The sequence below is a fragment of the Tsukamurella ocularis genome (assembly GCF_965138335.1).
Taxonomy (GTDB): Bacteria; Actinomycetota; Actinomycetes; order Mycobacteriales; family Mycobacteriaceae; genus Tsukamurella; species Tsukamurella ocularis_A.
Window position 1 is genome coordinate 1 of sequence record NZ_CBCSDV010000041.1, and the last position, 21,797, is coordinate 21,797.

General features: G+C 72.5%; 18 protein-coding genes. 4 read left to right on the forward strand and 14 right to left on the reverse strand.

Going from position 1 to position 21,797, the window contains the following annotated elements:
• Positions 1 to 277: 277 nt before the first annotated feature.
• Positions 278 to 1,516 (reverse strand): acyltransferase family protein, encoded by a 1,239-nt coding sequence (locus ACNAYW_RS22820; RefSeq protein ID WP_415851911.1) that lies wholly within the window; start codon positions 1,514 to 1,516, stop codon positions 278 to 280.
• 164 nt (positions 1,517 to 1,680) lie between these two features.
• On the opposite strand from ACNAYW_RS22820, the gene ACNAYW_RS22825 reads away from it, so the two are divergent.
• Complete coding sequence (locus ACNAYW_RS22825; protein WP_415851912.1) at positions 1,681 to 3,030, forward strand: PorA family protein; 1,350 nt, start codon at positions 1,681 to 1,683, stop codon at positions 3,028 to 3,030.
• Here the strand turns inward: ACNAYW_RS22825 and ACNAYW_RS22830 are convergent.
• On the reverse strand, positions 2,960 to 4,171 hold the full coding sequence (locus tag ACNAYW_RS22830; protein ID WP_415851913.1) for a polysaccharide biosynthesis protein: 1,212 nt from the start codon (positions 4,169 to 4,171) through the stop codon (positions 2,960 to 2,962). The two genes, ACNAYW_RS22825 and ACNAYW_RS22830, sit on opposite strands and share 71 nt — an antisense overlap.
• Before the next feature lie 29 nt (positions 4,172 to 4,200).
• On the opposite strand from ACNAYW_RS22830, the gene ACNAYW_RS22835 reads away from it, so the two are divergent.
• Positions 4,201 to 5,913: a hypothetical protein gene (locus ACNAYW_RS22835; protein WP_415851914.1), complete on the forward strand. Its 1,713-nt coding sequence runs from the start codon at positions 4,201 to 4,203 to the stop codon at positions 5,911 to 5,913.
• A 199-nt stretch (positions 5,914 to 6,112) separates the two neighbouring features.
• A complete protein-coding gene (locus ACNAYW_RS22840; RefSeq protein WP_415851915.1) occupies positions 6,113 to 7,528 on the forward strand; it encodes a condensation domain-containing protein in 1,416 nt (471 codons plus the stop codon).
• Here ACNAYW_RS22840 and ACNAYW_RS22845 read toward each other — a convergent pair.
• The 9 genes from ACNAYW_RS22845 to ACNAYW_RS22885 form a co-directional block, all read right to left on the reverse strand.
• On the reverse strand, positions 7,515 to 8,198 hold the full coding sequence (locus ACNAYW_RS22845) for a hypothetical protein (protein WP_415851916.1): 684 nt from the start codon (positions 8,196 to 8,198) through the stop codon (positions 7,515 to 7,517). The genes ACNAYW_RS22840 and ACNAYW_RS22845 overlap by 14 nt on opposite strands.
• The gene (locus ACNAYW_RS22850) at positions 8,195 to 8,896 is read right to left on the reverse strand and encodes a hypothetical protein (protein ID WP_415851917.1); all 702 of its coding nucleotides are present in this window, start codon (positions 8,894 to 8,896) and stop codon (positions 8,195 to 8,197) included. Before ACNAYW_RS22850 ends, ACNAYW_RS22845 begins: the two co-directional genes overlap by 4 nt.
• Positions 8,897 to 8,936: 40 nt before the next feature.
• Entirely contained in the window at positions 8,937 to 9,563 is a 627-nt protein-coding gene (locus tag ACNAYW_RS22855) for an MBL fold metallo-hydrolase (protein ID WP_415851918.1), read from the reverse strand.
• Positions 9,560 to 10,645, reverse strand: coding sequence for an S-(hydroxymethyl)mycothiol dehydrogenase (locus tag ACNAYW_RS22860; RefSeq protein WP_415851919.1), 1,086 nt, complete (start codon positions 10,643 to 10,645; stop codon positions 9,560 to 9,562). Before ACNAYW_RS22860 ends, ACNAYW_RS22855 begins: the two co-directional genes overlap by 4 nt.
• A complete protein-coding gene (locus ACNAYW_RS22865) occupies positions 10,645 to 10,995 on the reverse strand; it encodes a UBP-type zinc finger domain-containing protein (protein ID WP_415851920.1) in 351 nt (116 codons plus the stop codon). Before ACNAYW_RS22865 ends, ACNAYW_RS22860 begins: the two co-directional genes overlap by 1 nt.
• Positions 10,992 to 12,476, reverse strand: coding sequence for an ATP-binding protein (locus ACNAYW_RS22870; protein WP_415851921.1), 1,485 nt, complete (start codon positions 12,474 to 12,476; stop codon positions 10,992 to 10,994). Before ACNAYW_RS22870 ends, ACNAYW_RS22865 begins: the two co-directional genes overlap by 4 nt.
• On the reverse strand, positions 12,473 to 14,152 hold the full coding sequence (locus ACNAYW_RS22875; RefSeq protein ID WP_415851922.1) for an NAD(P)/FAD-dependent oxidoreductase: 1,680 nt from the start codon (positions 14,150 to 14,152) through the stop codon (positions 12,473 to 12,475). The genes ACNAYW_RS22870 and ACNAYW_RS22875 overlap by 4 nt, the downstream gene beginning before the upstream one ends.
• Before the next feature lie 629 nt (positions 14,153 to 14,781).
• Entirely contained in the window at positions 14,782 to 15,000 is a 219-nt protein-coding gene (locus tag ACNAYW_RS22880; RefSeq protein ID WP_415851923.1) for a hypothetical protein, read from the reverse strand.
• A 304-nt stretch (positions 15,001 to 15,304) separates the two neighbouring features.
• Positions 15,305 to 16,447, reverse strand: coding sequence for a glycosyltransferase family 4 protein (locus tag ACNAYW_RS22885; RefSeq protein ID WP_415851924.1), 1,143 nt, complete (start codon positions 16,445 to 16,447; stop codon positions 15,305 to 15,307).
• A 25-nt stretch (positions 16,448 to 16,472) separates the two neighbouring features.
• On the opposite strand from ACNAYW_RS22885, the gene ACNAYW_RS22890 reads away from it, so the two are divergent.
• Positions 16,473 to 17,252 (forward strand): class I SAM-dependent methyltransferase, encoded by a 780-nt coding sequence (locus ACNAYW_RS22890; protein ID WP_415851925.1) that lies wholly within the window; start codon positions 16,473 to 16,475, stop codon positions 17,250 to 17,252.
• Positions 17,253 to 17,315: 63 nt separating this feature from the next.
• Here ACNAYW_RS22890 and ACNAYW_RS22895 read toward each other — a convergent pair whose 3' ends face one another.
• The 3 genes from ACNAYW_RS22895 to ACNAYW_RS22905 all read right to left on the reverse strand — a co-directional run bounded on the left by ACNAYW_RS22895 (position 17,316) and on the right by ACNAYW_RS22905 (position 21,755).
• The gene (locus tag ACNAYW_RS22895; protein ID WP_415851935.1) at positions 17,316 to 19,226 is read right to left on the reverse strand and encodes a magnesium transporter MgtE N-terminal domain-containing protein; all 1,911 of its coding nucleotides are present in this window, start codon (positions 19,224 to 19,226) and stop codon (positions 17,316 to 17,318) included.
• Between the two features lie 622 nt (positions 19,227 to 19,848).
• Positions 19,849 to 20,718: an RNA polymerase sigma-70 factor gene (locus ACNAYW_RS22900; RefSeq protein WP_415851926.1), complete on the reverse strand. Its 870-nt coding sequence runs from the start codon at positions 20,716 to 20,718 to the stop codon at positions 19,849 to 19,851.
• On the reverse strand, positions 20,715 to 21,755 hold the full coding sequence (locus tag ACNAYW_RS22905; RefSeq protein ID WP_415851927.1) for an NAD(P)/FAD-dependent oxidoreductase: 1,041 nt from the start codon (positions 21,753 to 21,755) through the stop codon (positions 20,715 to 20,717). Before ACNAYW_RS22905 ends, ACNAYW_RS22900 begins: the two co-directional genes overlap by 4 nt.
• Between the last annotated feature and the right edge of the window lie 42 nt (positions 21,756 to 21,797).

Below are 21,797 nucleotides of genomic sequence, written 5' to 3' on the forward strand. Positions count from 1 at the left end.
GTCCCCCACNGACNCNGCTTCTCCTCATGGGGGACCGACCGTCCCCCACGCGGCGTCGACGTCCCCCACCGGACGCCGCTTCTCCTCATGGGGGACCGACCGTCCCCCACGCCCCGTCGACGTCCCCCGCGCGACGACCGGTGCGGCGGCCGGTGCAGTGCCACCGATCCGCGCGCCGATCCGGGGCATGCGCCGCGCGCATGGCCTGGATCGCGAAAACCGTCGTTGACCTGCGACGACATGGGGTATGCGCAGCACGCATAGCTCCCGCGCCGAACTACCCCACCGGCGCGACGGGCTCGGGCTCCGCGGCCGGCGGCTCAGGCCGCGCCGGCGCTGCGGCCGGGACCGGGGCGGCGGACCGTCGGGCCTCGCGACGGGCCAGCCACTGGCGGGCGGGCTCCTCGACCCAGGCGTAGCTCAGCGCCGCCACGGCCACGGAGAAGACCAGCGTCAGCGCGGTGACCTTCCCGAACGCGCCGTGGAAGGGCACGATCGCGAACAGCGGGAAGATCGCGGTGAGCACTACGAGGTGCCAGATGAAGATCCCGTACGACCAGCGCCCCAGCGCCAGCATGGGCCCCGACCCCAGCCAGCGCGCGGACGCGGAGGCGGGCGCGAGCACCAGCGGCGCCAAGAGGAGGAAGCCCAGCACCCCGCCGAGGCCCATGCGCACGGCGAACTGCCAGGACTCGGGGCTGTCGAGGGTCACGGGGCCGCCCAGCGGTGTGCAGATCACCGCGAAGACCACCAGCGCCGCGGGCCAGCACACCCGCCGCTGCGCGAGCCGGCGTACCGCACCGAATCGGGCGACGGGGGCGCTCACGATCTCGGCGAGGACGATGCCCGCGACGAACCACGGCACGTACGAGGGCAGCCAGTTGTGGTGGTTCACGCCGGGCGGAAGCGGGAGCGCCGCGCCGACCCACGCCCAGCTCAGCGACACCGCCGCCGCGGCGAGCAGCACCGGCACCCGCCACCGCGCGGCCGCACCGCGCAGCCGCACCAGCGCCAGGGCGGCGAGCGGCAGCAGGAGGTAGAACAGCATCTCCACCGAGAGCGACCACATCTGGGTGAGGCCGTCGGTGAGGGAGTAGGGAACGAACACCTGGGTCAGCGAGAGGTTCGCGAGCCAGGTGGAGCCCGACGGGGCCGTCGACCGCGGCAGCAGCGCCAGCGCGACCACGGCGACCACGACGTACGCCGGCATGATCCGCACGACCCGCGACCGGTAGTACCGCCCCGTCGACGGGCCGTCCGACGAGGTCCAGGCCGCGCGGGCGTGCGCGCGCCACAGCAGGAAGCCGGAGAGCCCGAAGAACAGCGCGACCGCCATGTCGAAGCGGCCCCAGACCCGGCCCGCCACCGAATACCCCACCTGACCGGTCTGGAAGGCCGTGTGGGTGAGCATCACGGCGATCGCGGCGCAGGCGCGCATACCCTCGAGTGCGGGCACGAATCCGGCCGCACCCGCGGGCTTTGCAGATGCGAATTCGCTGGTCCCGACTGTGCTCATCGTCCACCGAATCTACCCGCGAATCCGCCGCCGCCCGCGCGCGTGGCCCGTGCCACCCCGGCACCACCTGTAGGCTCGGGTACTTGTAAGGGAGCGCGACCGCGTGCCCCGACGGCGTGTGCGAACCACGTACGCGCCCCACAGAGATGTGAGGAGACACTTCGATGGCGGTAGGCCGTAGCCGGCTGGCGCGCGTTATCGGTCCGATCCTGATCTTCTTGGGCGCGCTGCTGATCACGGCCGCGATCGCCGGACCGGCGTACGTCGCGGGCAAGCTGACGACGATCCCGTTGGACATCGACACCACGACGGTGGCGAAGTCCGAGAAGGTCGCGGATTCCCAGGCGGACGCGGAGTTCCCCGCAAAGTCGCTGGACATGTGCTCGATCGACAAGGCGAAGGCCGTGGTCAACGACGTGTCGGTGACCACGCAGACCCGCACGCTGGTGACCACCCCGTCGGACAAGTCGACGATGACGGTGCAGTCCGGCAGCTCGATGGTCGTCCCGTCGATCAAGACCAAGGGCGAGCCCCGGCACCCGGAGCTCACCGGCGCCGTGCAGGACAAGCGCCCCTGCGACGACGGCCTGGTGCAGGCGTGGCTCGACCGCGTCTCCCTGGACCGCGAGACGGGCAAGCCGACCGGCAAGACCTCGGAGGCCACGTACCAGCCCGGCGAGAGCACCCCGGCCGTGAAGATCGCCGACCGCAAGGGCCTGCAGTACCGCTTCCCCGCCGGCACCACGGAGGACGGGAAGTACGAGTTCTTCGACCTGATCACCCGCAGCAACGTGGGCCTGAAGTTCGTCGAGGAGAAGGAGGTCAGCGGCACCAAGACGCTGCACTTCCAGGGCCAGCAGAACTGGGTGGACCTCTCGACCATCCGCGACGGCAACGACCCGACGCTGGGCACCGTGCTCACCATGCCGGCGAGCTGGTGGGGCATCGGCGGCGTCGACCCCAAGGACGACATCACGCTGAACCGCTGGGCGAAGACCGACGTGGACCTCTGGGTCGACCCGACCTCGGGCGTCATCGTCGACCAGTCGCTGCATTACACGCAGCAGTTCCGCCTGCCGGGCCAGGTCGCGCCGAACACGCCCAAGCAGGTCCGCGACTTCAAGCTCGACGTCTTCGACGCCAAGCAGCGCTGGGTCGATGCGACGGTCCGCTCGCAGGCGGAGGTCGCGAAGTCGGCGCAGAACAAGATCGCGATCGCCAAGTACGTGGCGCCCGTCGCGGGCGGCGTCCTCGGCCTGATCGCGCTGGGCCTCGGCGTCTTCGCGCTGTTCCTGGGCCGCAACCCCGCCACCGCGGGCGGGCCGGGTACGAGCGGCCGCGGTCGCGGCGCCGCCGGCTCCGACGATGCGGCGCCCACGGCCCCGCTCGACGACGAGCCGATCACCACGCCCGACGCGGGCGGCGACCCGGCGACGGAGGCGTTCAGCGCTCAGCCGCGGCCGGACGAGTCGCGGACCGAGGCGATCGACTTCCGCAAGCGCGACGAGCGCTGACGGTCACGACCGCACCGATCACCATCACCGCCGCGAGCGCGCACAGCGCCGCGGCGGTGATCATTTCGGCGGGGGTGTGCGGCCAGGTCAGCAGGACGGCCGACTCGACCGCGAGCACCACCCACGCGTAACCGGCCATGCGGGTGCGCTCGATCGCGATCGCGTACAGCAGCAGCCCCTGCAGCAGCGCGATGAGCGCGCCCTGCGCGGCGAACAGCCACAGCAGCCCCTGGACGGGCCGGTACTCCTCGCCCGCGAGCAGCGTGGCGAGGGGCGCGCAGACCGCCGCCCCGGCCACGCACGCCAGCCCGAGCCCGGTCAGCAGCCCGACGACGGTGCGCAGCGCGCCGCGGGCCCGCTCGGGCGTGGCGAGCTGCGGGTAGAACACGACGCCGACGGCCTGGGGCAGCCAGAACGCGACCTTGGCGGCCACCGCGCCGAGCGCGTAGGTGCCGCCGGCGGCGGCGCCGAGCACGGGCCGCGCGAGCAGCAGGTCGAGCGACGCGAACACCGCGAGCACCAGCTGCACCGAGCTGGCGCCCAGGACGGCGCGCACCCCGGCCACCGCGTCGAGGTGCGGCGCACCGTCGGCCGCGGGCGGCGAGCCGGCGAGCACCCGGCCGAGCGCGGCCGCCACGAGGGCGCCCACCGTCGTGCCGAGCAGCGCGGGGCCCGGCCCCACGAGGAGCCCCGGGATGCTGAAGGCCAGCTTGCCCAGGCCGGCGACGGCCAGCAGCGCGGCGAGCCGGCCGAACCGTCGCTCCCCCTGCAGCAGGCCCTGCTCGACGGCGAGCAGCACCAGCGCGGGCGCGGCGGCGAGCGCCGCGGCGGCCGTGATCGCGCGGGTGTGCAGGCCCGCGGCGGCGAGCGGCACCGCGATCGCGGCGAGCAGCGTCGCGCCCAGGGCGATCAGGCGGCCGAGCCGGCGCATCTGCGCCGCACCCGCCCCGCGCACGACCTGCCGCGCGACCACCGTCTGCAGCGCCAGCGCCGGCACCGCGAGCACGAGCACGAGCTGCAGGAGCGCGGCGAACTCGCCGTAGCCGGACGGACCGAGCCACCGGCTCGCGGGCAGGTGCACGAGGTACGAGCAGAGGTTGGCCAGCATGCTGCCGACCGTCACCCACGCCAAACCGCTCACGCGCACATTGTGTCAGTAGGCTCGGGGTGATGAGATCGCGTGACCTGGCCCTCGCCGCCTGGTCCGCCGTGCTCGCCGCCCTGATCCTGGGCCCGCTGGCCGTCGGCGGCCGGTACCTGCTGCTCCGTGACGCCGTCTCGACGCCCCACTCGTACCTCACCGACACGGCGCTCGGCCTCGGCGACAACGCCGCCCGCGCCACGCCGCAGGACTGGCTCCTGGCCGTCGGTTCGCAGGTGGTCGACGGCGGCCTCCTGGTGACGGCGCTGCTGTTCGTCGCGCTGGTGGCGGCGGGGTGGGGCTTCGGGCGCTGCGCGCTGGCGCTCCTCGCCGCCGTGGGCCGCGACGCCGGGCTCGCGGCGGGCCTCGCCGCGGCGACGGTGGGCCTGTGGAATCCGTTCGTCGCCGAGCGGCTGCTGCAGGGGCACTGGAGCCTGCTGGCCGGCTACGCCGCGATCGGCTGGGCGGTGGTCGTCGGCCTCCGCATGCAGGGCCGGGCGCAGCTCGGCGGCTTCGCGGCGTGCCTGGCCGCGGGCGGCCTCACGCCGACGGGCGCCGTCCTCGCGCTGGTCGCGGGCCTGGTCGCGGCGCCTCGGCGGTGGGCGTGGCAGCTCGTGCTGTTCGTGGGCGCGGCCGCGCCGTGGCTGTACCCGTCGTTGGTGTCGGGCAGCGGAGTGCGCGCCGACCCGGCGAGCGTCGCCGTCTTCGCCGCCCGCGCCGAGCCGGGGCTCGGCACGCTGGGCTCGCTGCTGGGGCTCGGGGGGATCTGGAACCGGCAGGCCGTGCCCGACGGTGCGCCGTGGCTCTGGACCGCGCTGGCCCTCGCGCTGCTGGTCGGCGGGCTGCTCGTGCTCCGCGCGCGGCTGCTCTCCCCGCCCCTGGGCCGGTTCGCGCTGCTCGCGCTATGCGCCGTGGTGCTGCCCGCGCTGGCGGCGACGGGCCCGGGGACGGCACTGCTCGAGGCTGTGGTGCAGGCGGTCCCCGGCAGCGGCCTGCTGCGCGACGGGCAGAAGTGGGTGGCACTGGCCGTGCCGCTGTACGCGGCGTGCGCCGCGGCGGTGGTGGCCGCGGTGCCGGCCGCCGCGCGGGCCGCGGATGGGGTCGTCGCGGTGGCGGTGCCTATCGCGGTGCTGCCGGGCCTCGCGTGGGGCGTGGGCGGCGCGCTCGCGCCGGTGACCTATCCGGCGGCGTGGCGCACCGTCGCCGAGGCGGTGCCCGCGGACCGCGGATCGGTCGCGGTGCTGCCGCCGGGCATGTTCCGGACGTACCCGTACGGGCCCGACGCGCCGGTCCTCGACCCGGCGCCGCGGATGCTGCGCGCGCCCGTCCTGCAGACGGGTGAACTCCGGGTCGGCGGGCGCTCGGTCGACCGCGTGCCGGGCGCCGCGTCCGACGCGGAGGCCGCGCTCGCCGACGGCGGCGACGACCTGGCCGGCCGGTTGGCGGCGCTGGGCGTCGGCTGGGTGCTCGTGGAGGCCGTGTCCGTCGACGGCGCGACCGTCTTCCCGACGGTGCCGTTGCCCGGGCTCGCGCTCGCCGTCGATACCCCTGAGCTGCGGCTCTACCGGGTGCCCGGCGAGATCGCAACTGTCTCCGCCTCGGCCGCGGAGCGGGGCGGGGCGTGGGCCGCACACCTGCTGTGGGCCGCGCTGCTGCTGGGCGGCGCGGTCGTGGTCGCGCCGCGCCGCGGGCGCGGGTCCGCGAGGGCCGACGGTGCCGCCGCCTCCGCCCCGTCGACCTAGGCCTCTTCCCGTACGGCGTGCAGGAAATATTCCGTTCATTTGCACTACGAACAGACGATGAACCTGCATTGCGCCGGGTCTTAATTAGCGTGGCACATGATGCGGCATGCACGACAAAATGTGAACCCCTAAGAATTGTCGGGTTTCTCACTGTTCGCGCATCTTTTGCTGCGCTACGTATTTCGCCATCATGTTCTTCATGATCTCGGGTTTCTCAGAGCAGTGGCAGTGCCCGGCGGGAGAGTGGACCGTCTGGGCCCCCGACGCGACCACCAAGGAGGCGATGCGCACCGCCCCTGACCTGGATGTCTGCACGTCCTACGTGCAGGCCGACCACCTGCGCAGCGGCATCGACGGCGAGGCCTGCACCCGCCGGCTCGTTTTCACCACATTCACGATCCACGATGTTTTCGATCGAACAATCGTCGAATCGGTCTTCACCGACTTCGTGCGCGCGCACGGTGTTTTCCACACCGCTTTCCCGGTATCGGCGGACCCGGATCCGCGCGGCCGCACCCTTTCTCCGGAGCAGATCGATCTCGCGATCGAGGCCACCTCGGAAATGCATCCCGGCGCCACCGTCAAGGACCACCTCATGGCGAACGTGCCCGAACTGCACGACTGGGCGGCGTTCGCCTTCGCCGTGACCGGCGTCGAGAACGCGCGCCCCGGGTCCGCGGAGCCGCACTTCCAGGTGGTGGTCTGCTCCGACCACCTGTACACCGACGGGGTCTCGCAGGCCGTGAGCTTCTTCGAGCTCGTCTCGCGGTACACCGCGGCGCGCAGCGGCGTCGAGTACACGCCGGTGCCCGTCCGCCCGCACCGCGAGTTCACCCGCGAGCAGCGCACGCTGGCCGCCACGCTCACGCCCACCCACCCGGACGTGGTGCAGTGGCGAGAGACGCTGCGCCGATCGGGCGGCATGCCGCGGTTCCCGCTGCCGCTCGGCCTGGCCGACGGCGAGGCCGCCCCGGGCCGCATCGCCGTGCACGCCTCGTTCATCGACGCCGGCCGCACCGCGCGGTTCGGCGCCGCGGCGAAGCGGGCCGGCGCGAACATGAACAGCGCGCTCCTCGCGGTGCTGGGGCAGGTGCACCACAATCTCACCGGCGACGAGCTGTTCACCATGCTCATCCCCCGCGCCGATCGGTCCGCGACCGGCGACGCGATGGCGGTCGGCTGGTACGTGACCCTGGTGCCCGTGCAGTTCTCGGCGTCCGGCACGTTCGACGAGGTCGCGCGGAACGCGCACGAGGCGGTCGCGACGGCGAAGCAGCTCGACCGCACCCCCGTGTTCCCGGTGATCGACCTGCTGGCCGACGATCCGGAGTTCCCCGTGGAGCACGGCTTCACCGCGCCGATGCTCTCCTACATCGACGTCACGCGGGTGCCGGGCGCGGAACTGGCCCGGCGGCACGACTTCTCGGTGTTCGCGAACGCCACGCCCTCGCGCGAGGTGTTCACCTGGATCAACCGGGACGAGTCGGGCCTCGACTTCAACGCGATGCACCCGGACACCACGCAGGCCGGCCGTTCGGTGGACACCGTGTTCCGACTGCTCCGCGACCGCATCGTCGAGGTCGCCGACCACTCCCCCGCCCTCATCTCGGTCTAGCGGCCCCGAGGATGCGCGCCTCGGGGCGCAGGTCCCCCGGGTACCCGCCCACCCGGGCGACGAGCTCGGCCTGCATCTCCGCGCGCGTCCCATCCCGCCGCCGCACCGTGTGCGGCGGCGCGACCCCGAAGGTGATGGACGGGACCGCCGGGTCGAGCACCACCGCCGTGACGACGAGTTCGGCACGGACGGCAGGGCTCTCGATGTCCGACGGTGCCGCGCCCGCGGGGATCGACACCAGCGTGGGCGCATCCATGCCGGCCGGTTGCAGCCCCTTCGGGTAGCCGAGGACGCGCTCGGCGTCGGACACCGTCCAGCCGACGAGCTCTTCCGTGCGGACGGCGCCGCTGCCGGATCGCTTGCGGCGCCAGGGAATCATCGCCGCGGCGACCACGACGAGGACCGCGGAGCCGATGATCCGCAGCCGGTCGCCGGTGCCGATCGCGAAGGCCAGCGCGAGGACGACCAGTGCGCTCGCACCGACGAGAACGCAGGTGCGCTGCTTCAGGGACGACGTGAGCTCCACGAGCCAGTACAACGCCGCGGCGAGCCCGATCGCGACCACCGTCTTATCGCCCCTGTTCGCCGCGGTCGCGGCGTTGAGCAGGAAGAGGCCGGACACGAGGACCATGGCCGAGTTCACCTTCGGCCCGATCGCCACTCTGATCATGTCGAGATGTTACATCTCGAATTCGCAGGGCGGAGCACGGCGCCGCCGGGCCGCTCGGGCCGGATATCGGCGGGGAATCCGCCGACGCGGGCGTGCAGCTCCGCCTGGAGGGCGCCCCGCGCGCGGCGGTCGAGCGCGGGCGCGTGGGCCGCCGGCGCGACGCCGAAGGCGATCCACGGTCCGGCCGGATCGACGGCGACGGACGTGACCACGAGCCGGGCGCGACGGTCGGCACCGTCGGGCAGCGGGCCGAAGGGCACGGCGACGAGGACCGGCGCGCCGAGACCGCCGGGCCCGGGGTCGCGGGGGCTGCCGAGCAACCGCTCCGCCTGCGGCACGGTGCGGCCGACGAGCTCCTCGGTGCGGATCCGGCCGCCGGAGCCCTCGCGCAGCGCGAGCGGGACGAGCGCGCCGAGCACGATCGTCGCCACGAGTCCGAAGACGCCCCAGAAGGCGTCGCCGGCGGCGACGGCGAACTCCACGGACAACGCCGCGCACGTGCAGGCCGCGATGTGCACGACGAGCTGCATCAGCAGCGAGCCCGCGGTCGTGACCAGGCCTGCGAGGAGGATCGCCGCGACCAGCGCCGCGGTGCCCCACCGCCGGTCCACCAGCGCCGCGAGGAGCGCGGTGCCGAAGACCAGCAGGTAGGCGATCCACCACCTGCTCGCCCGCGGCCCCATCTGCACCCTGGTCATGCAAGGAACATACAACCCGGGTTCTGATTCGGATGGGGGATCAGTGACCCCGGCGGATCCACTCCTCCAGGTGCGGGGACTCGGCGCCCAGCGTGGTGCCGTCGCCGTGGCCGGTGTGCACCGTCGTCTCGGGCGGCAGCGCGAACAGGCGGTCGCGGATGGACTCGATGATCACCGAGAAGTCGCTGTAGGAGCGACCGGTGGCGCCGGGCCCGCCGGCGAACAGGGTGTCGCCGCTGAACAGTCGCCCCGCCTCCGGCAGGTACAGGCACACCGAACCCGGCGAGTGGCCGGGCGCGTGGATCACACGGATCTCGGTGCCCCCGACGGCGATCCGGCTGTCGTCCGCCAGATCCTCGTGTTCCACGCCCGGGTGCGTCATGTCCCACAGCACATCGTCACCCGGGTGCAGCAGGATCGGCGCGTCGAGCCGTTCGGAGAGCTCCGGCGCCACGGTCACGTGATCGTCGTGCCCATGGGTGCAGGCGATTCCGCGTACGGTCCGCCCGCCGACCGCCGCGACGATCGGATCGGCGGAATGCGCCGCGTCGATGACCACGACCTCGCTGTCATCGCCGACCAGCCAGACGTTGTTGTCCACGTCCCAGGTGCCGCCGTCGAGGCTGAACGTGCCCGACGTGACGACGCGTTCCACGCGCAGCGTCACAGGACCACCACCGAGCGCAGCACCTCGCCGCGGTGCATCGTCTCGAAGGCCTGCTCCACCTCGTCGAGGCCGATCCGCTCGGTGACGAACTTCTCCAGCGGCAGGCGGCCCTGCCGGTACAGGTCGACGAGCTGCGGGAAGTCCCGCTCGGGCAGGCAGTCGCCGTACCACGACGACTTGAGAGCCCCACCGCGCGAGAAGAAGTCGATGAGCGGCATGTCGAGGGTCAGGTCCGGGGTGGGCACGCCCACCAGCACGACGGTGCCGGCCAGGTCGCGGGCGTAGAAGGCCTGCTTCCACGTCTCGGGGCGGCCGACGGCGTCGATCACCACGTCCGCACCGAACCCGTCGGTGAGCTCCTGGATCGCCTCCACCGCATCGGTTTCCGCGGCGTTGACGGTGTGCGTGGCGCCCAGCTCGCGGGCCCACTCCAGCTTCTTCGGATCCCGGTCGACGGCGATGATGGTGCGCGCACCCACGAGGCGCGCGCCCGCGATGGCCGCGTCACCCACACCGCCGCAACCGATCACGGCCACGGTGTCGCCGCGGGCGACGCCGCCGGTGTTCACGGCCGCGCCCAGCCCGGCCATCACGCCGCAGCCGAGGAGGCCCACCACGGCGGGGTCGGCCTCGGGATCGACCTTGGTGCACTGGCCCTGGTGGACGAGCGTCTTCTCCGCGAAGGCGCCGATGCCGAGGGCGGGCGAGAGCTCGGTGCCGTCCTCGAGGGTCATCTTCTGCGTGGCGTTGAAGGTGTCGAAGCAGTACTGCGGCTTGCCGCGCTTGCAGGCGCGGCACTGCCCGCACACGGCGCGCCAGTTGAGCACCACGAAGTCGCCGGGCGCCACGTGATCGACTCCCTCGCCGACGGTTTCGACGACGCCCGCGGCCTCGTGGCCCAGCAGGAAGGGGAACTCGTCGTTGATGCCGCCCTCCCGGTAGTGCAGGTCGGTGTGGCAGACGCCGCACGCCTGCACCGCGACCACCACCTCACCGGGACCGGGATCGGGGATCACGATCGGGACCACTTCGACGGGCTCGCCCTTCACGCGGGCGACGATTCCTCTGACGATCTGCGACATCAGTGCACCTTATCCATCCAGTCCGCGGGCACACGCCCCTCGGGGCCCGGCACGGCCTGCTCGACCGGGCGATGCTGTGGGTCCGCGAGCCGCGGACCGTCGTAGTAGTCCTCGGAGACGTAGTCCCAGAACCAGGTCTCGCCGGGCTCATAGCTCTGCACGATCGGGTGGCCGCTCTCGCGGGCGTGGGCGCTCGCGTGCTGCGACGGCGAGGAGTCGCAGCAGCCGACGTGGCCGCACTTCGCGCAGCGGCGCAGGTGGACCCACCAACCGCCGGTGGCGTCGCAGTCCACGCAGCCGGGGCCGCTGGGCGGCACGGCGGCGTCGATCGGGTCGGTCGGTTCGCTCATGGGTGCACTCCTTCTCCCGGTTCGCCGGGATCGTCGATCGCGGCCTCGCGCTGCGGCCCGGCGATGGGCAGTTCCACGGTGAACACGGTGTTCCCCGGCTCGGACCGCACCGCCAGGTCGCCCTGGTGCTTGTTGACCACGATGCGCCACGAGATGTCCAGTCCCAGACCGGTTCCCTCGCCGACGCCCTTGGTGGTGAAGAAGGGCTCGAAGATGCGGGGCAGCACGTCGGCGGGGATGCCGGAGCCCGTATCGGCCACCTCGACGACGACCGAGTCCTCCTTGCGGTGCGCGCGCAGCGTCAGGGTGCCGTGGCCGTCCATCGCCTGCACGGCGTTGTCGATGAGGTTGGTCCACACCTGATTCAGCTCCGCGCCGTACCCCTGGATGTCGGGCAGGTCCGGGTCGTAGTCGCGGACCACGGTGACGCCGCCGTCGCCGATCTTGCGGCTGAGCATGACGACGGTGCTGTCGAGCAGCTCGCGCACGTCGAGCACCTGGAAGGGCGCGCGGTCCATCTGCGAGTACTGCTTGGCCGCCTGCACCAGGGTGGAGATCCGGTTGGTGGAGTCCGTGATCTCGCCCATGAGCTGCTCGGTCTCCACGGTGTAGTACAGCCAGCGCAGCGCGCCGGAGAGCACCGGCCCGTCGTCCAGCGAGCCCGCGACGCGGTCGAGGAAGTCGGTCTGCAGGCCGGCGGCCACGAACACCGGAGCCAGTACGTGGCCGTCGGCGATGTCGTGATCGTCGAGCCAGTCCATGATCTCGTCCTCGCGGTCGGAGGCCTCGAGCGGACCGAGGTCGGGGGCGTCGGCCACCGCCTCGACAGCCTCCTCCTGGAACTTCACGAGGTCCACGAGGCGGGTGCGGTCGAGCTTGCCGCTGGCGATACCGGCCAGCTTGTGCCGCATGCCGCCGACGCGGGTGCGCAGCTCGGTGGCCGCCCGGGTGGCGGCGCCCGCGGGGTTGTTGAGCTCGTGCGTCAGGCCGGCGGAGAGCGAGCCCAGCGCCAGCAGCCGCTCGCGCTGCTCGACCATCTGCCGGGTGCGCTGCCCGCCGTAGAAGACGCCCTCCAGCAGGTGCACCGCCATCGGGAACCACTCGTGCATCGCCTCGTTGAAGTCCTCGGCGGGCAGCATGAAGAACTGCGCCTCGGTCACCGCGCGCATCGACGAGTTGTACTGCTTCTGCGCCGGGCCGCCCTTGCCGAGGAAGGCCGACCACGCGCCGGAGTAGGCGCCGCGCTGATCGGAGCGCGTGGTCTCGACCTCCACGTCGCCCACCCTCTGCGACAGCGCGATCGTCCCCCGCAGCAGCACGTACAGCCACTGCGCCGGGTCGCCGGTGGCGTAGACGGGGCCGGCCGGGAAGGTCTCCACGTGGCCCCGCCGGCACAGCCACTCCAGTTGCTCGTCGCTGAGCTTCTCGAACAGGAACAGCGTGCGCAGTTCGTCGACGAAGCACGGGTCATGAGTGCTCACGAGTCGACTCCTTCCAGATAGCGGTGCACGAACATCACGGCCATCGCGCCCTCGCCCACCGCGGAGGCGACGCGCTTCGCCGAATCGGACCGCACGTCGCCGGCCACGAAGATGCCGGGAACGCTCGACTCCAGGTGGAACGGCGGCCGGTCCAGCTCCCATCCGCGCGGGGCGGCACCGTCGGGCGTGAGGTCCGGTCCGGTCACCAGGAAGCCCCGCCCGTCCCGCTCGACGACCCCGTCGAGCCAGTCCGTGCGCGGCTCGGCGCCGATGAAGACGAACAGGAAGTCCGCCGGCACCTGCTCCGTCTCGCCCGACACGGTGTCGCGCAGGGTGAGCTGCGTGAGGTGATCGTCGCCGTGCGCCTCGACCACCTGGGTGTGCGGCCGCACGTGCACGTTCTCGATCTGGTTCAGCTGTTGGATGAGGTAGTACGACATCGACGCCTCGAGCGAGTCGCCGCGCACCAGCAGGGTCACCGAGCGGGCGCCCTTCGAGAGGTACGCCGCCGCCTGGCCGGCCGAGTTCGCCCCGCCCACGATGTACACGTCCTGCCCGGCGCACGCGGGCGCCTCGGTCATCGCCGAGCCGTAGAAGATGCCGGCGCCGGTGAGCCGGTCCATCCCGGGCGCGTCCAGCCGCCGGTAGGCGACGCCCGTCGCGAGGATCACGGTGTGCGCGCCCACGACGGTGCCGTCGGAGAACCGCACGCGGCGCCCGGCGCCGGTCACCTCGAGGGCGACGACGTCGGCCGCGGTGATCATCTCGGCGCCGAACTTGGTGGCCTGCCGGCGCGCCCGGTCGGTCAGCTGATTGCCGGAGACGCCGTCGGGGAAGCCCAGGTAGTTCTCGATGCGCGAGCTCTGCCCCGCCTGCCCGCCGGTGGCGGACCGCTCGACGAGCACCGTCCGCAGCCCCTCGGAGGCGCCGTAGACGGCGGCGCCGAGGCCGGCCGGGCCCGCGCCCACCACGACCAGGTCGTAGAACTCCTCCGACGGGGTGGTGTTCAGTCCGACGTGCGCCGCGAGTTCGCTGTCCGACGGTGCGCACAGCGCGGTCCCGTCGGGCCCCGCGACGAGCGGCAGTTGCTGCCCGTCGCTGCCCGCGGCGGCGAGGAGCCGCTGCCCCTCCGGCGATTCGGCGGTGTACCACCGGTACGAGATCTGGTTGCGGGCCAGGAACTCCCGCACCTCCGACGACCGGGCCGACCAGCGGTGCCCGACGACCTTCGTCTCCGGCACGGGCCGGTGATCGCTGCACAGCCACGCCTCCAGCTGCGCGTCCATGACGGGGTAGAGCTTCTCCTCCGGCGGGTCCCAGGGCTTGAGCAGGTAGTGGTCGAGGTCGACCACGTTGATCGCCTCGATCGCGGCGCCCGTGTCCGCGTACGCGGTGAGGAGCAGCCGGCGGGCGCCGGGGTAGACGTCCATCGCGGCCTCGAGGAACTCCAGGCCCGTCATCTGCGGCATGCGGTAGTCGGCGAGGAGCGCGGCCACGAGATCGCCGCGGAGCTTGAGCTCCTTGAGCGCCTCGAGGGCCTGTTCCCCGCTCTCCGCCCGCACGATCCGGTACTCGTCGCCGTACTTGCGCCGCAGGTCGCGGGCCACCGCGCGGGACACGCTCGGATCGTCGTCGACGGTCAGGATCGCGGGGCGCCGCTTCTCGGATTCAGCCACCGTGTCAGATTACGGCGACCGCGGCCTCCGCGTCGGCGAGTGCAGCTGTGAGCGAACGCATCGGGTCCGGTCCGTAGGAGACGCGCTGGATCGTGCCGGCCGGAGTGCCGCCGATCGACCAGCGGGTGACCCAGCGGTCGTGCAGGCCCTCCGGTTGCGCGATGCGGACCTCCCGGTCGCCGATGACGGTGCGCACCGTCNTCGCCGCGATCGGCGCAGCGATCTCGCCCTTGTGCCGCCGCCGGTCGAGGAGGTTGAGGACGAGCAGCAGGATCATCGCCGCGAAGAGCACCACGACCGCCGCGATGCGCCAGGGCGCCCAGCCGCGGTAGTCCATCCACATGAGCGCTATCGCCGGGATCAGCAGCACGAAACCGCCGAGCAGATACCGGGCGTCGCCGGCACTCGTCTCCGGCTCGAGCCCGACGGCGAGCCGCCACACCTGCCCCGCCGTCACACCGAGGACCATGCTCGCGGCGAACATCAGGCCGTACGCGACGCGCTGGCCCGGCGGTCCGTCGATCGGCCAATCGAGGAGCATGAACGCCGCGAACAGCACGAGCCACAGCAGCAGGAGCACGCCGGCGTAGGCCTTGAGCACCGCGACCGGAACGGTCCGGATCCCGACGTCAGACCGTTTCGACATCGCGCCTCCCCCGCGCCCGCCGCAACGCGTAGACGCCGACGCCGATCTCCACGACGCCGAAGACCGCCATCGCCGCACCGAGGATCGTCCGGAACTCCGGCCACGTCGACCAGTCACGGACCAGCGCCGACGCCAGCACGACCGCGCCGAGGCCGATGAAGAACCACGCCATGCGAGGACTCACCTCGCGCTGCTGCATCATCGCTTCAGATTAACGGATACCGGTCGATCGGCTGTGCCCCGCGCAGGCATCACGGCGGCGCGGCCGGAGCTTCGGTGCGTGTCGGCGACGACACGCCGACGGACCACCGCAGCTTCCCACCGAAGATCACGCCGGGCGCCGCTGCTGACGGGCTCGGCCGATCGCCCCGCCCTCCCGGCCGGGTATGCGCGCGACGCATGGCTCGATCCGGGAAAACCGCCCTGACTTGCGCAGATCCATGCCATGCATGGCACGCATGGCTTCCGTGCAGAGCATGTGCCCCGTTCGGCCGCGATGTCCCGGCTCAGACCAACCCGCCGACGCGCTCCCCGGCGACGGACGCGGCCAGCACGCGGGAGACGCCGTCGGCGGTGGCGGGCCAGGAGAACTCCCCCGCCCGCTCCTGCGCCTTGGCGCCGAGCTCCTCCCGCAGCAGCGGGTCGCTGAGCAGCGTGTAGACCGCTTCGGTGAGGCCGGCGAGGTCGCGGACCAGCAGGCCGGTGGCACCGTCGACCACGGAATCGGTGAGCCCGCGCGAGCTGACGTACCCCACGGTCGGCACCCCGTGCTGCGCCGCCTCGATCACCGTGATGCCCCAGCCCTCCTTGCGCGACGGCATGACGTGCACCCACGCGCGGGAGAGCAGGCGGTGCTTGCGCTGCTCGGTGACGTGGCCGTGGAAGGTCACCCGGTCGAGCACACCGAGCTTCGCGGCGTGGGCGTAGAGCTCCTCGTCCCACCAGCCGCTGCCGATGACGTCGAGGTGCAGGTCGGGGACGCGGCGGCCGAGGCGGGCGAGCACGTCGAGGGCGTCCTCGATCTGCTTGTGCGGCACCAGCCGCGAGAGCACGACGATGCGCGGCGACGCCGACCGCACGTCGGTGACGCCGGGTGCCACCGCGTCGATCCCGTTGCGCACCACGGCCACCCGCTCGGGGCCGACGCCGAGCAGCGCCAGCTCCTCCGCGGAGGGCAGCGAGACGGTGAGGTACTGGGACCGGCGGTGCAGCCACGGCGAGAGCCGCGATTCGATGAACCAGCCGATCCGCGCCACGAGCCGGCCCGCGACGGGCCACTGCTCGCGGTGGCAGTGGTGTACGAGAACCGTCACGGGCACGCCCGCGACGAGCCGCGCGAAGAAGGGGATGCCGTTCTGCGTGTCGATCACCGCGTCGGGGCGGATGCCGCGCAACGGGCCGCGACCGAACCGCGCGAGCAGGATCGCCAGCAGGGCCATCGGGTACACGGTGAACCGCCCGCCGCCGCGGGAGATGCGCACGCCGCGCACGGTCTCGGACCGCGCGGCGCCGGGGTACATCGCGGTCCGCAGCACGACCCGCACGCCGCGGGCGGCCAGCTCCTGCCCGACGCGCTCGAGGTACAGCTCGCTGCCGCCACCCTGCGGGTGGCGGGTGTCACGCCAACACAACAGGAGGACTTCACGCACGGTCCCTAGGGTACCGTCCGGTGGCGTGTACCCCGCCACCTGGAGCTCTGCCACCTGCAAGAAGGCGACGAAACGCCTCCGCCGGCGCGCGACATTGCGCCGGTCGGTGGGGCTGCTGTCCGACTTCCGGTACGAGCAGTCCGAGCCCGCCCGGTTCTACGGGGCGCTCGCGCGCGACACCGTCGAGCTGACCGGCGACCTGTTCGGGGACCTCGACGGCGCCCTCGTCCTCGACGTGGGCGGCGGGCCCGGGTACTTCGAGGACGCGTTCGCCGAGCACGGCGCCGTCTACGTCCCCGTCGAGCCCGACGCCTCCGAGGCGCACGCCGCCGGCATCACGTCGTCGCGAGGCCTGCGGGGATCGGGCCTCGCGCTGCCCATCGCCGACGGTGCCGTGGACGTCTGCCTCTCGTCCAACGTCGCCGAGCATGTGCGCGACTGGCGGACCATGGGCGAGGAGATGCTGCGCGTCACCCGCCCGGGCGGCATGGTGATCCTGAGCTACACGCTCTGGTACGGCCCGTTCGGCGGGCACGAGATGGGCCTGACGCACTACCTCGGCGGCGAGCGCGCCGCCCGGATGTACACACGCCGGCACGGGCATCCGCCGAAGAACCTGTACGGAACGTCGCTGTTCAAGGTGGGTGCCGCGGACGGATTGGGCTGGGCGGCCACCGTCGCGGACGGGGAACTGGTCGCGGCGTTCCCGCGCTACCACCCGTCGTGGGCGTGGTGGCTGGTCCGCGTGCCCGGCCTACGGGAGTTGCTCGTCTCGAACCTGGTCCTGGTCTTCCGCAAGCGCTGACCGGCCCGCGGACGTCTCCGGCCCCCGCCGCGGAGCGACGGCCGGAGACGGTGGTGCAGCGGGTCAGGCGGCGTCGGCCTCCGAGCCGGCGTCGTCGGCGGGCGCGTCGTCGGCGGGCGCCGCGTCATCGGCAGCAGCCTCCGCATCGGCGGCGGGCGTCTCGGCGGGAGCCTCCGCATCGGCGGCGGGCGTCTCGGCGGGAGCCTCCGCGTCGGCGGCGGGCTTCTCCTCGACGGTGGCCTCGTCGGCGGCGGGCTGCTGCTCGACCGTGGTCTCACCCGCCGGTTGGTCGGCGTCCTTCGCGGCTTCGGGGGCCGCCCCATCGGTGCCCTTCGCGTTATCCGCGACCTTGTCGACCGGCGCGGCGTGGCGGCCGTAGGTGTCGGGGTCGATCTTCTTCCCGGCTTCCTCGGCCTCGTCCGTGGCGGTGGTGGGCGCGGCACCGTCGGCCTCACCCGTGCCCCCTGCAGGGCTCGCGAGCAGGGACGCGGCCTGGGGCTTCGCGTCGCCGGCGTCGGCGTTCAGAGCCTTCGCGGCCACGTCGAGCGACTTCGCGGCATCGGTGCCGGCCAGCCCGGAGAGGCTCTTCGTCACCTCGCCGAACAGGTTCGTCAGGCCGCCGCCCCCGATGACGGAGGTCGCCAGGGAGACGGGCAGCGCGATGACCGTCGAGATCAGTGAGAACACCGGCTGCAGCAGGCTCAGGCCGAAGTTCACGGCGGGCACCACCACCGCGTTCGCGACGAACGAGATCGGGCCGGCGATGACCGGGCCGACCAGCGGGATGTTCGCGATGAGGTTCGGGACGAGCTGCGCGCCGCCCGAGACCACGCCGCCGACGACGCCGGTCAGCAGGTCGGGGAGCTTCGCGATGCCCTCCGGGGTGCCGAGGCTCGCGACCACCAGCGAGACGACGCGGCCGATGAGCTTGCCGTCCATGATGGCGAGCAGCTTGTCGTCGGGCAGCCCGCCGACGATGGCCTTGAGCTTCTCGGAATCGATCGACCCGACCAGCTGGATCAGCTTCTCGGTGGGCAGGCCCGCGACGATGGGGCCGAGCTTCTCGACCGGGATGCCGTTCACCAGCTCGGTGAGGGTCTTGTCGTCGAGGCCCGAGACCACGGTGATGAGCTTCTCGACGGGGATCTGCTTGACCAGCTCGGTGAGCTTGTCGGCCGGGAGCCCGGCGACCACGGGCCCGAGCTTCTCCACCGGGATCTTCCCGACGAGGTCGCCGAGCTTCTGCTCGTCGAAGGTCGAGACGACCTCGGCGAGCTTGTCGGTGGGGATGTACCCGACCAGGGCGGCCAGCTTGTCGGCGGGCAGCGCGGCGACCGCCGGGCCGATCTTCGCGGGATCGACGGTGCCGATCACCTCGGTGAGCTTGTCCTGCGGGATGCTGCCGACGAGCTGCGCGATGGTCGACGCCGGCAGGGCCGCGACGACGGCGCCGAGCACGTCCACCGGGATCGCGCCGACCAGGCCGCCGAGCTTGTCGGAGGGCAGGCTGCCGACGACCGGGCCGAGGACCTCGGTGGGGATGCTGCCGACGAGGTCCTTGAGCTTGTCCTGCGGCAGGCCGGCGACGATGGTGGCGAGGCGCTGCGTGTCCAGCGCGCCCACGATCTTGCCGAGCTGAGCGTCGTCGAGGCTCTTCACGACCTCGATGAGCTTCGCCTCGGGGATGGCCTTGACCACGGCGTTGAGCTTGTCCTGCGAGAGGCCCGCGACGATCGTGTTGAGCTTGTCCTGCGGCAGGCCGTTGACGATGGCGGTCAGCTTCGACTCGTCGAGAGCGTTCATGATCGCGACGACCTTCTCGGGCGGCATCGCCTCGAGGATCTTGGCGGTCTTGTCGGCCGGGATCCGCTCCATGATCGCGGCCACCTTGGCCGGCGGCACCTGCGCGAGGACGCGCGCGAGCTTGTCCGGATTCGCGCTCGACAGCTCGGAGACCAGGAGGGAGTCCGGCATCAGGTCGATCAGTCCGACGGTCGCGACGTCCACGCGCAGCGGGGCCGCCGCGGCCGGCACGGCGAGTACCTGCGCGGGCGACGGCAGCTGGAAGCTCGACGCGGGCATCGCGGTGAGGGTCAGCGAGCCGGCGAGGACGGTGGCCGCCATCGCCTGGGTGATCACCCCCGTCCGGCTCCAGCTGAACGTGGCGCCTCCGCGGGGGGCGGAATTCGTGGGCAGGGTGGCAGCGCGCATGGGTCTCTCCTGGGTCTTCACGTGACGATCAGCGCGCCCTGCGGATGGCGGCGATCGGATGATTGAGCGTGTGTCCAATCACAGAAGGGGGTGTGAGTGCGCTCGATCACCGCGAAGATTAATCACAGGATTCACTACCAGGCAGTAGCAAATCCGTTTCGAAATGCAACCGTTACCATTTTGTTATCTTCCGCGCATCTGTCACAAACTCGCAGGTCACACAGGATTATAGGAGTTGCGCGTCAGTCCCGATTTTGCATTTTCACAGAGCGTTGTTCGTCGACGGCGCGCCGAACCTCCCCGCAGATACCCCGCGATCCGCGAAGTTAATGAACCGTTCCATACCTGTGAGTTGCGAAGCTCGGGCGAGGGTCATGAAGGCCAGTCATCCGATGACTCGGTGCAGTTTGTCCGGATTGCGCACTACGTAGACCGCGGTCACCCGGGTGCCGACGACCTCGACGCACAGCACCAGGTCGACGGCACCGTCGAACGAGACGACCATCGCCGGCATGCCGTTGAACACCCCGAAGCGCAGCCCCATCTCGCCGAGATCCGCGGACTTGCGGAGGGTCCCGATCATCATCCGTGCCACCCGGTCGGGGCCGAGGACCGGCCGTCGCGCCGCCGACTTCACGCCGCCGCCGTCTCCGACGTACACCACGTCGGGCGCCAGCAGGTCCAGCAGCGACTGGACGTCGCCGCTCGCCGTCGCCGCGATGAAGCGTTCGGCGACGCCCTGCGCCACCGCCGGGTCCACCACCTCGCGCGGCCGCCGGGCCCGCACGTGCCCGCGGGCGCGGTGCGCGGTCTGGCGCACCGTCGCCTCGCTCTTGCCGACGGCCGCGGCGATCTCGGGGTACCCGAAGTCGAAGACCTCGCGCAGCACGAAGACCGCGCGCTCCGTGGGCGTGAGCGACTCCAGGACCAGCAGCATCGCGGTGGTCACGGCCTCGCCCGTGAGCACGTGCTCGGCCGGCGTATCGCCCGACGCCGCCTCCAGCGGCTCCGGTAGCCACGGCCCGACGTACTCCTCGCGCCGCCGCGACGCCGCTCGCAGCGCGTTGAGCGCCTGCCGGGTCACGATCCGCGCCAGGTACGCCCGCGGATGTTCGACGGTGCCGAGATCCACGTCGCGCCACCGCAGGTAGCTGTCCTGAAGGACGTCCTCCGCGTCCGCGACGCTCCCCAGGATCTCGTAGGCCACGGAGAACAGCAGCGGGCGATGCTCGGCGAAGAGCCCTTCGGCGCTCATCGCGGCGCCGGCAGCCAGGCGTAGCGCGCGGTCCTGGCGGCACCCTTGGCCATCCGGCAGATCTGCTCCTTGACCAGCGCCGCCGCGCGTCCGCCGAACTGGATCCGGGTGGGGGTGTCGTCGCGTCGCGCCGCCTGGATCACGGCGCTCCGCCGGCCGATCGACACGTTCTGTCCGGTGTAGCCCATCGAGTACGCCCGCATCGGCTCGCCCGCCAGCTCGCGCGCCAGGTTGTCCGCCCCGTGCGCGCCCTGCGGCAACGCGGTCTGGCAGCTCAGCCGCGCGCCGGGGACGGCCGCGCCGTCACCGACCGCGAGGATCCGCGGGTCGGAGACGCTCCGCAGGAACCCGTCGACGACCACCCGGCCGGCGTCGTCGACAGCGAGGCCGCTGCGCGCCGCCAGGTCGCTGACCTGCGTCGCGATGGCCCACAGCACCAGATCCGCGCCGTCGGCGCCGACGAACGTCCCGCGCTCCACGGCGACGCCGAGCCGGTCGAGCTCGCGCCGCACCCGCGCCCTCGCTCCCGGCCCGAGCGACGCCCCGACCTCGCCCTCGCTGAGCAGACGCACGCGCAGGCCCGGGCGGGATTCGGCGACCTCGGCCGCGGTCTCGATGCCGGTCAGGCCCCCGCCCACGACGATGACCGCGGCGCCGTCGGGCAGGGCGGCGAGCGCCTCGCGCGCCCCCTGCGCCGCCTCGAGCGAGCCGACCGCGAAGGCGCCCGCCGGCGCCGTCGGCGCGCCGCCCGCCGCGTAGATCGCGCGGTCGAACGGCAGGGAGGTGCCGTCGGCGAGCAGCAACGTGCCGTCGCCGATCTTGTCCACGGACCCCACGATCAGCCGGATCCGCGGGTCCAGCATCTCGGTGAGCGGGGTGACGGCGGAGCCGCTGCCCGCGATGTGCTCGTGCAGCCGGACCCGCTCGACGAACCCGGGCCGCGGGTTGACGACGGTGACCTCCGCGCCCGACTTCTTCACCAGCCGATTCGCGGCGATGGTGCCCGCGTAGCCCGCTCCGATCACGACGACCTTCATGATTGTCTCCTCTGCGATTCGAGTCTTCCGCACAGGGGACAC

Excerpts from the sequence above, each read along its gene's own strand:
- ACNAYW_RS22820 (WP_415851911.1), bottom strand. The coding sequence starts at position 1,516 with ATGAGCACAGTCGGGACCAGCGAATTCGCATCTGCAAAGCCCGCGGGT.
- ACNAYW_RS22825 (WP_415851912.1), top strand. The coding sequence starts at position 1,681 with ATGGCGGTAGGCCGTAGCCGGCTGGCGCGCGTTATCGGTCCGATCCTG.
- ACNAYW_RS22835 (WP_415851914.1), top strand. The coding sequence starts at position 4,201 with ATGAGATCGCGTGACCTGGCCCTCGCCGCCTGGTCCGCCGTGCTCGCC.
- ACNAYW_RS22840 (WP_415851915.1), top strand. The coding sequence starts at position 6,113 with ATGATCTCGGGTTTCTCAGAGCAGTGGCAGTGCCCGGCGGGAGAGTGG.
- ACNAYW_RS22845 (WP_415851916.1), bottom strand. The coding sequence starts at position 8,198 with ATGATCAGAGTGGCGATCGGGCCGAAGGTGAACTCGGCCATGGTCCTC.
- ACNAYW_RS22850 (WP_415851917.1), bottom strand. The coding sequence starts at position 8,896 with ATGACCAGGGTGCAGATGGGGCCGCGGGCGAGCAGGTGGTGGATCGCC.
- ACNAYW_RS22860 (WP_415851919.1), bottom strand. The coding sequence starts at position 10,645 with ATGTCGCAGATCGTCAGAGGAATCGTCGCCCGCGTGAAGGGCGAGCCC.
- ACNAYW_RS22865 (WP_415851920.1), bottom strand. The coding sequence starts at position 10,995 with ATGAGCGAACCGACCGACCCGATCGACGCCGCCGTGCCGCCCAGCGGC.
- ACNAYW_RS22880 (WP_415851923.1), bottom strand. The coding sequence starts at position 15,000 with ATGATGCAGCAGCGCGAGGTGAGTCCTCGCATGGCGTGGTTCTTCATC.
- ACNAYW_RS22895 (WP_415851935.1), bottom strand. The coding sequence starts at position 19,226 with ATGCCGGACTCCCTCCTGGTCTCCGAGCTGTCGAGCGCGAATCCGGAC.
- ACNAYW_RS22900 (WP_415851926.1), bottom strand. The coding sequence starts at position 20,718 with ATGAGCGCCGAAGGGCTCTTCGCCGAGCATCGCCCGCTGCTGTTCTCC.
- ACNAYW_RS22905 (WP_415851927.1), bottom strand. The coding sequence starts at position 21,755 with ATGAAGGTCGTCGTGATCGGAGCGGGCTACGCGGGCACCATCGCCGCG.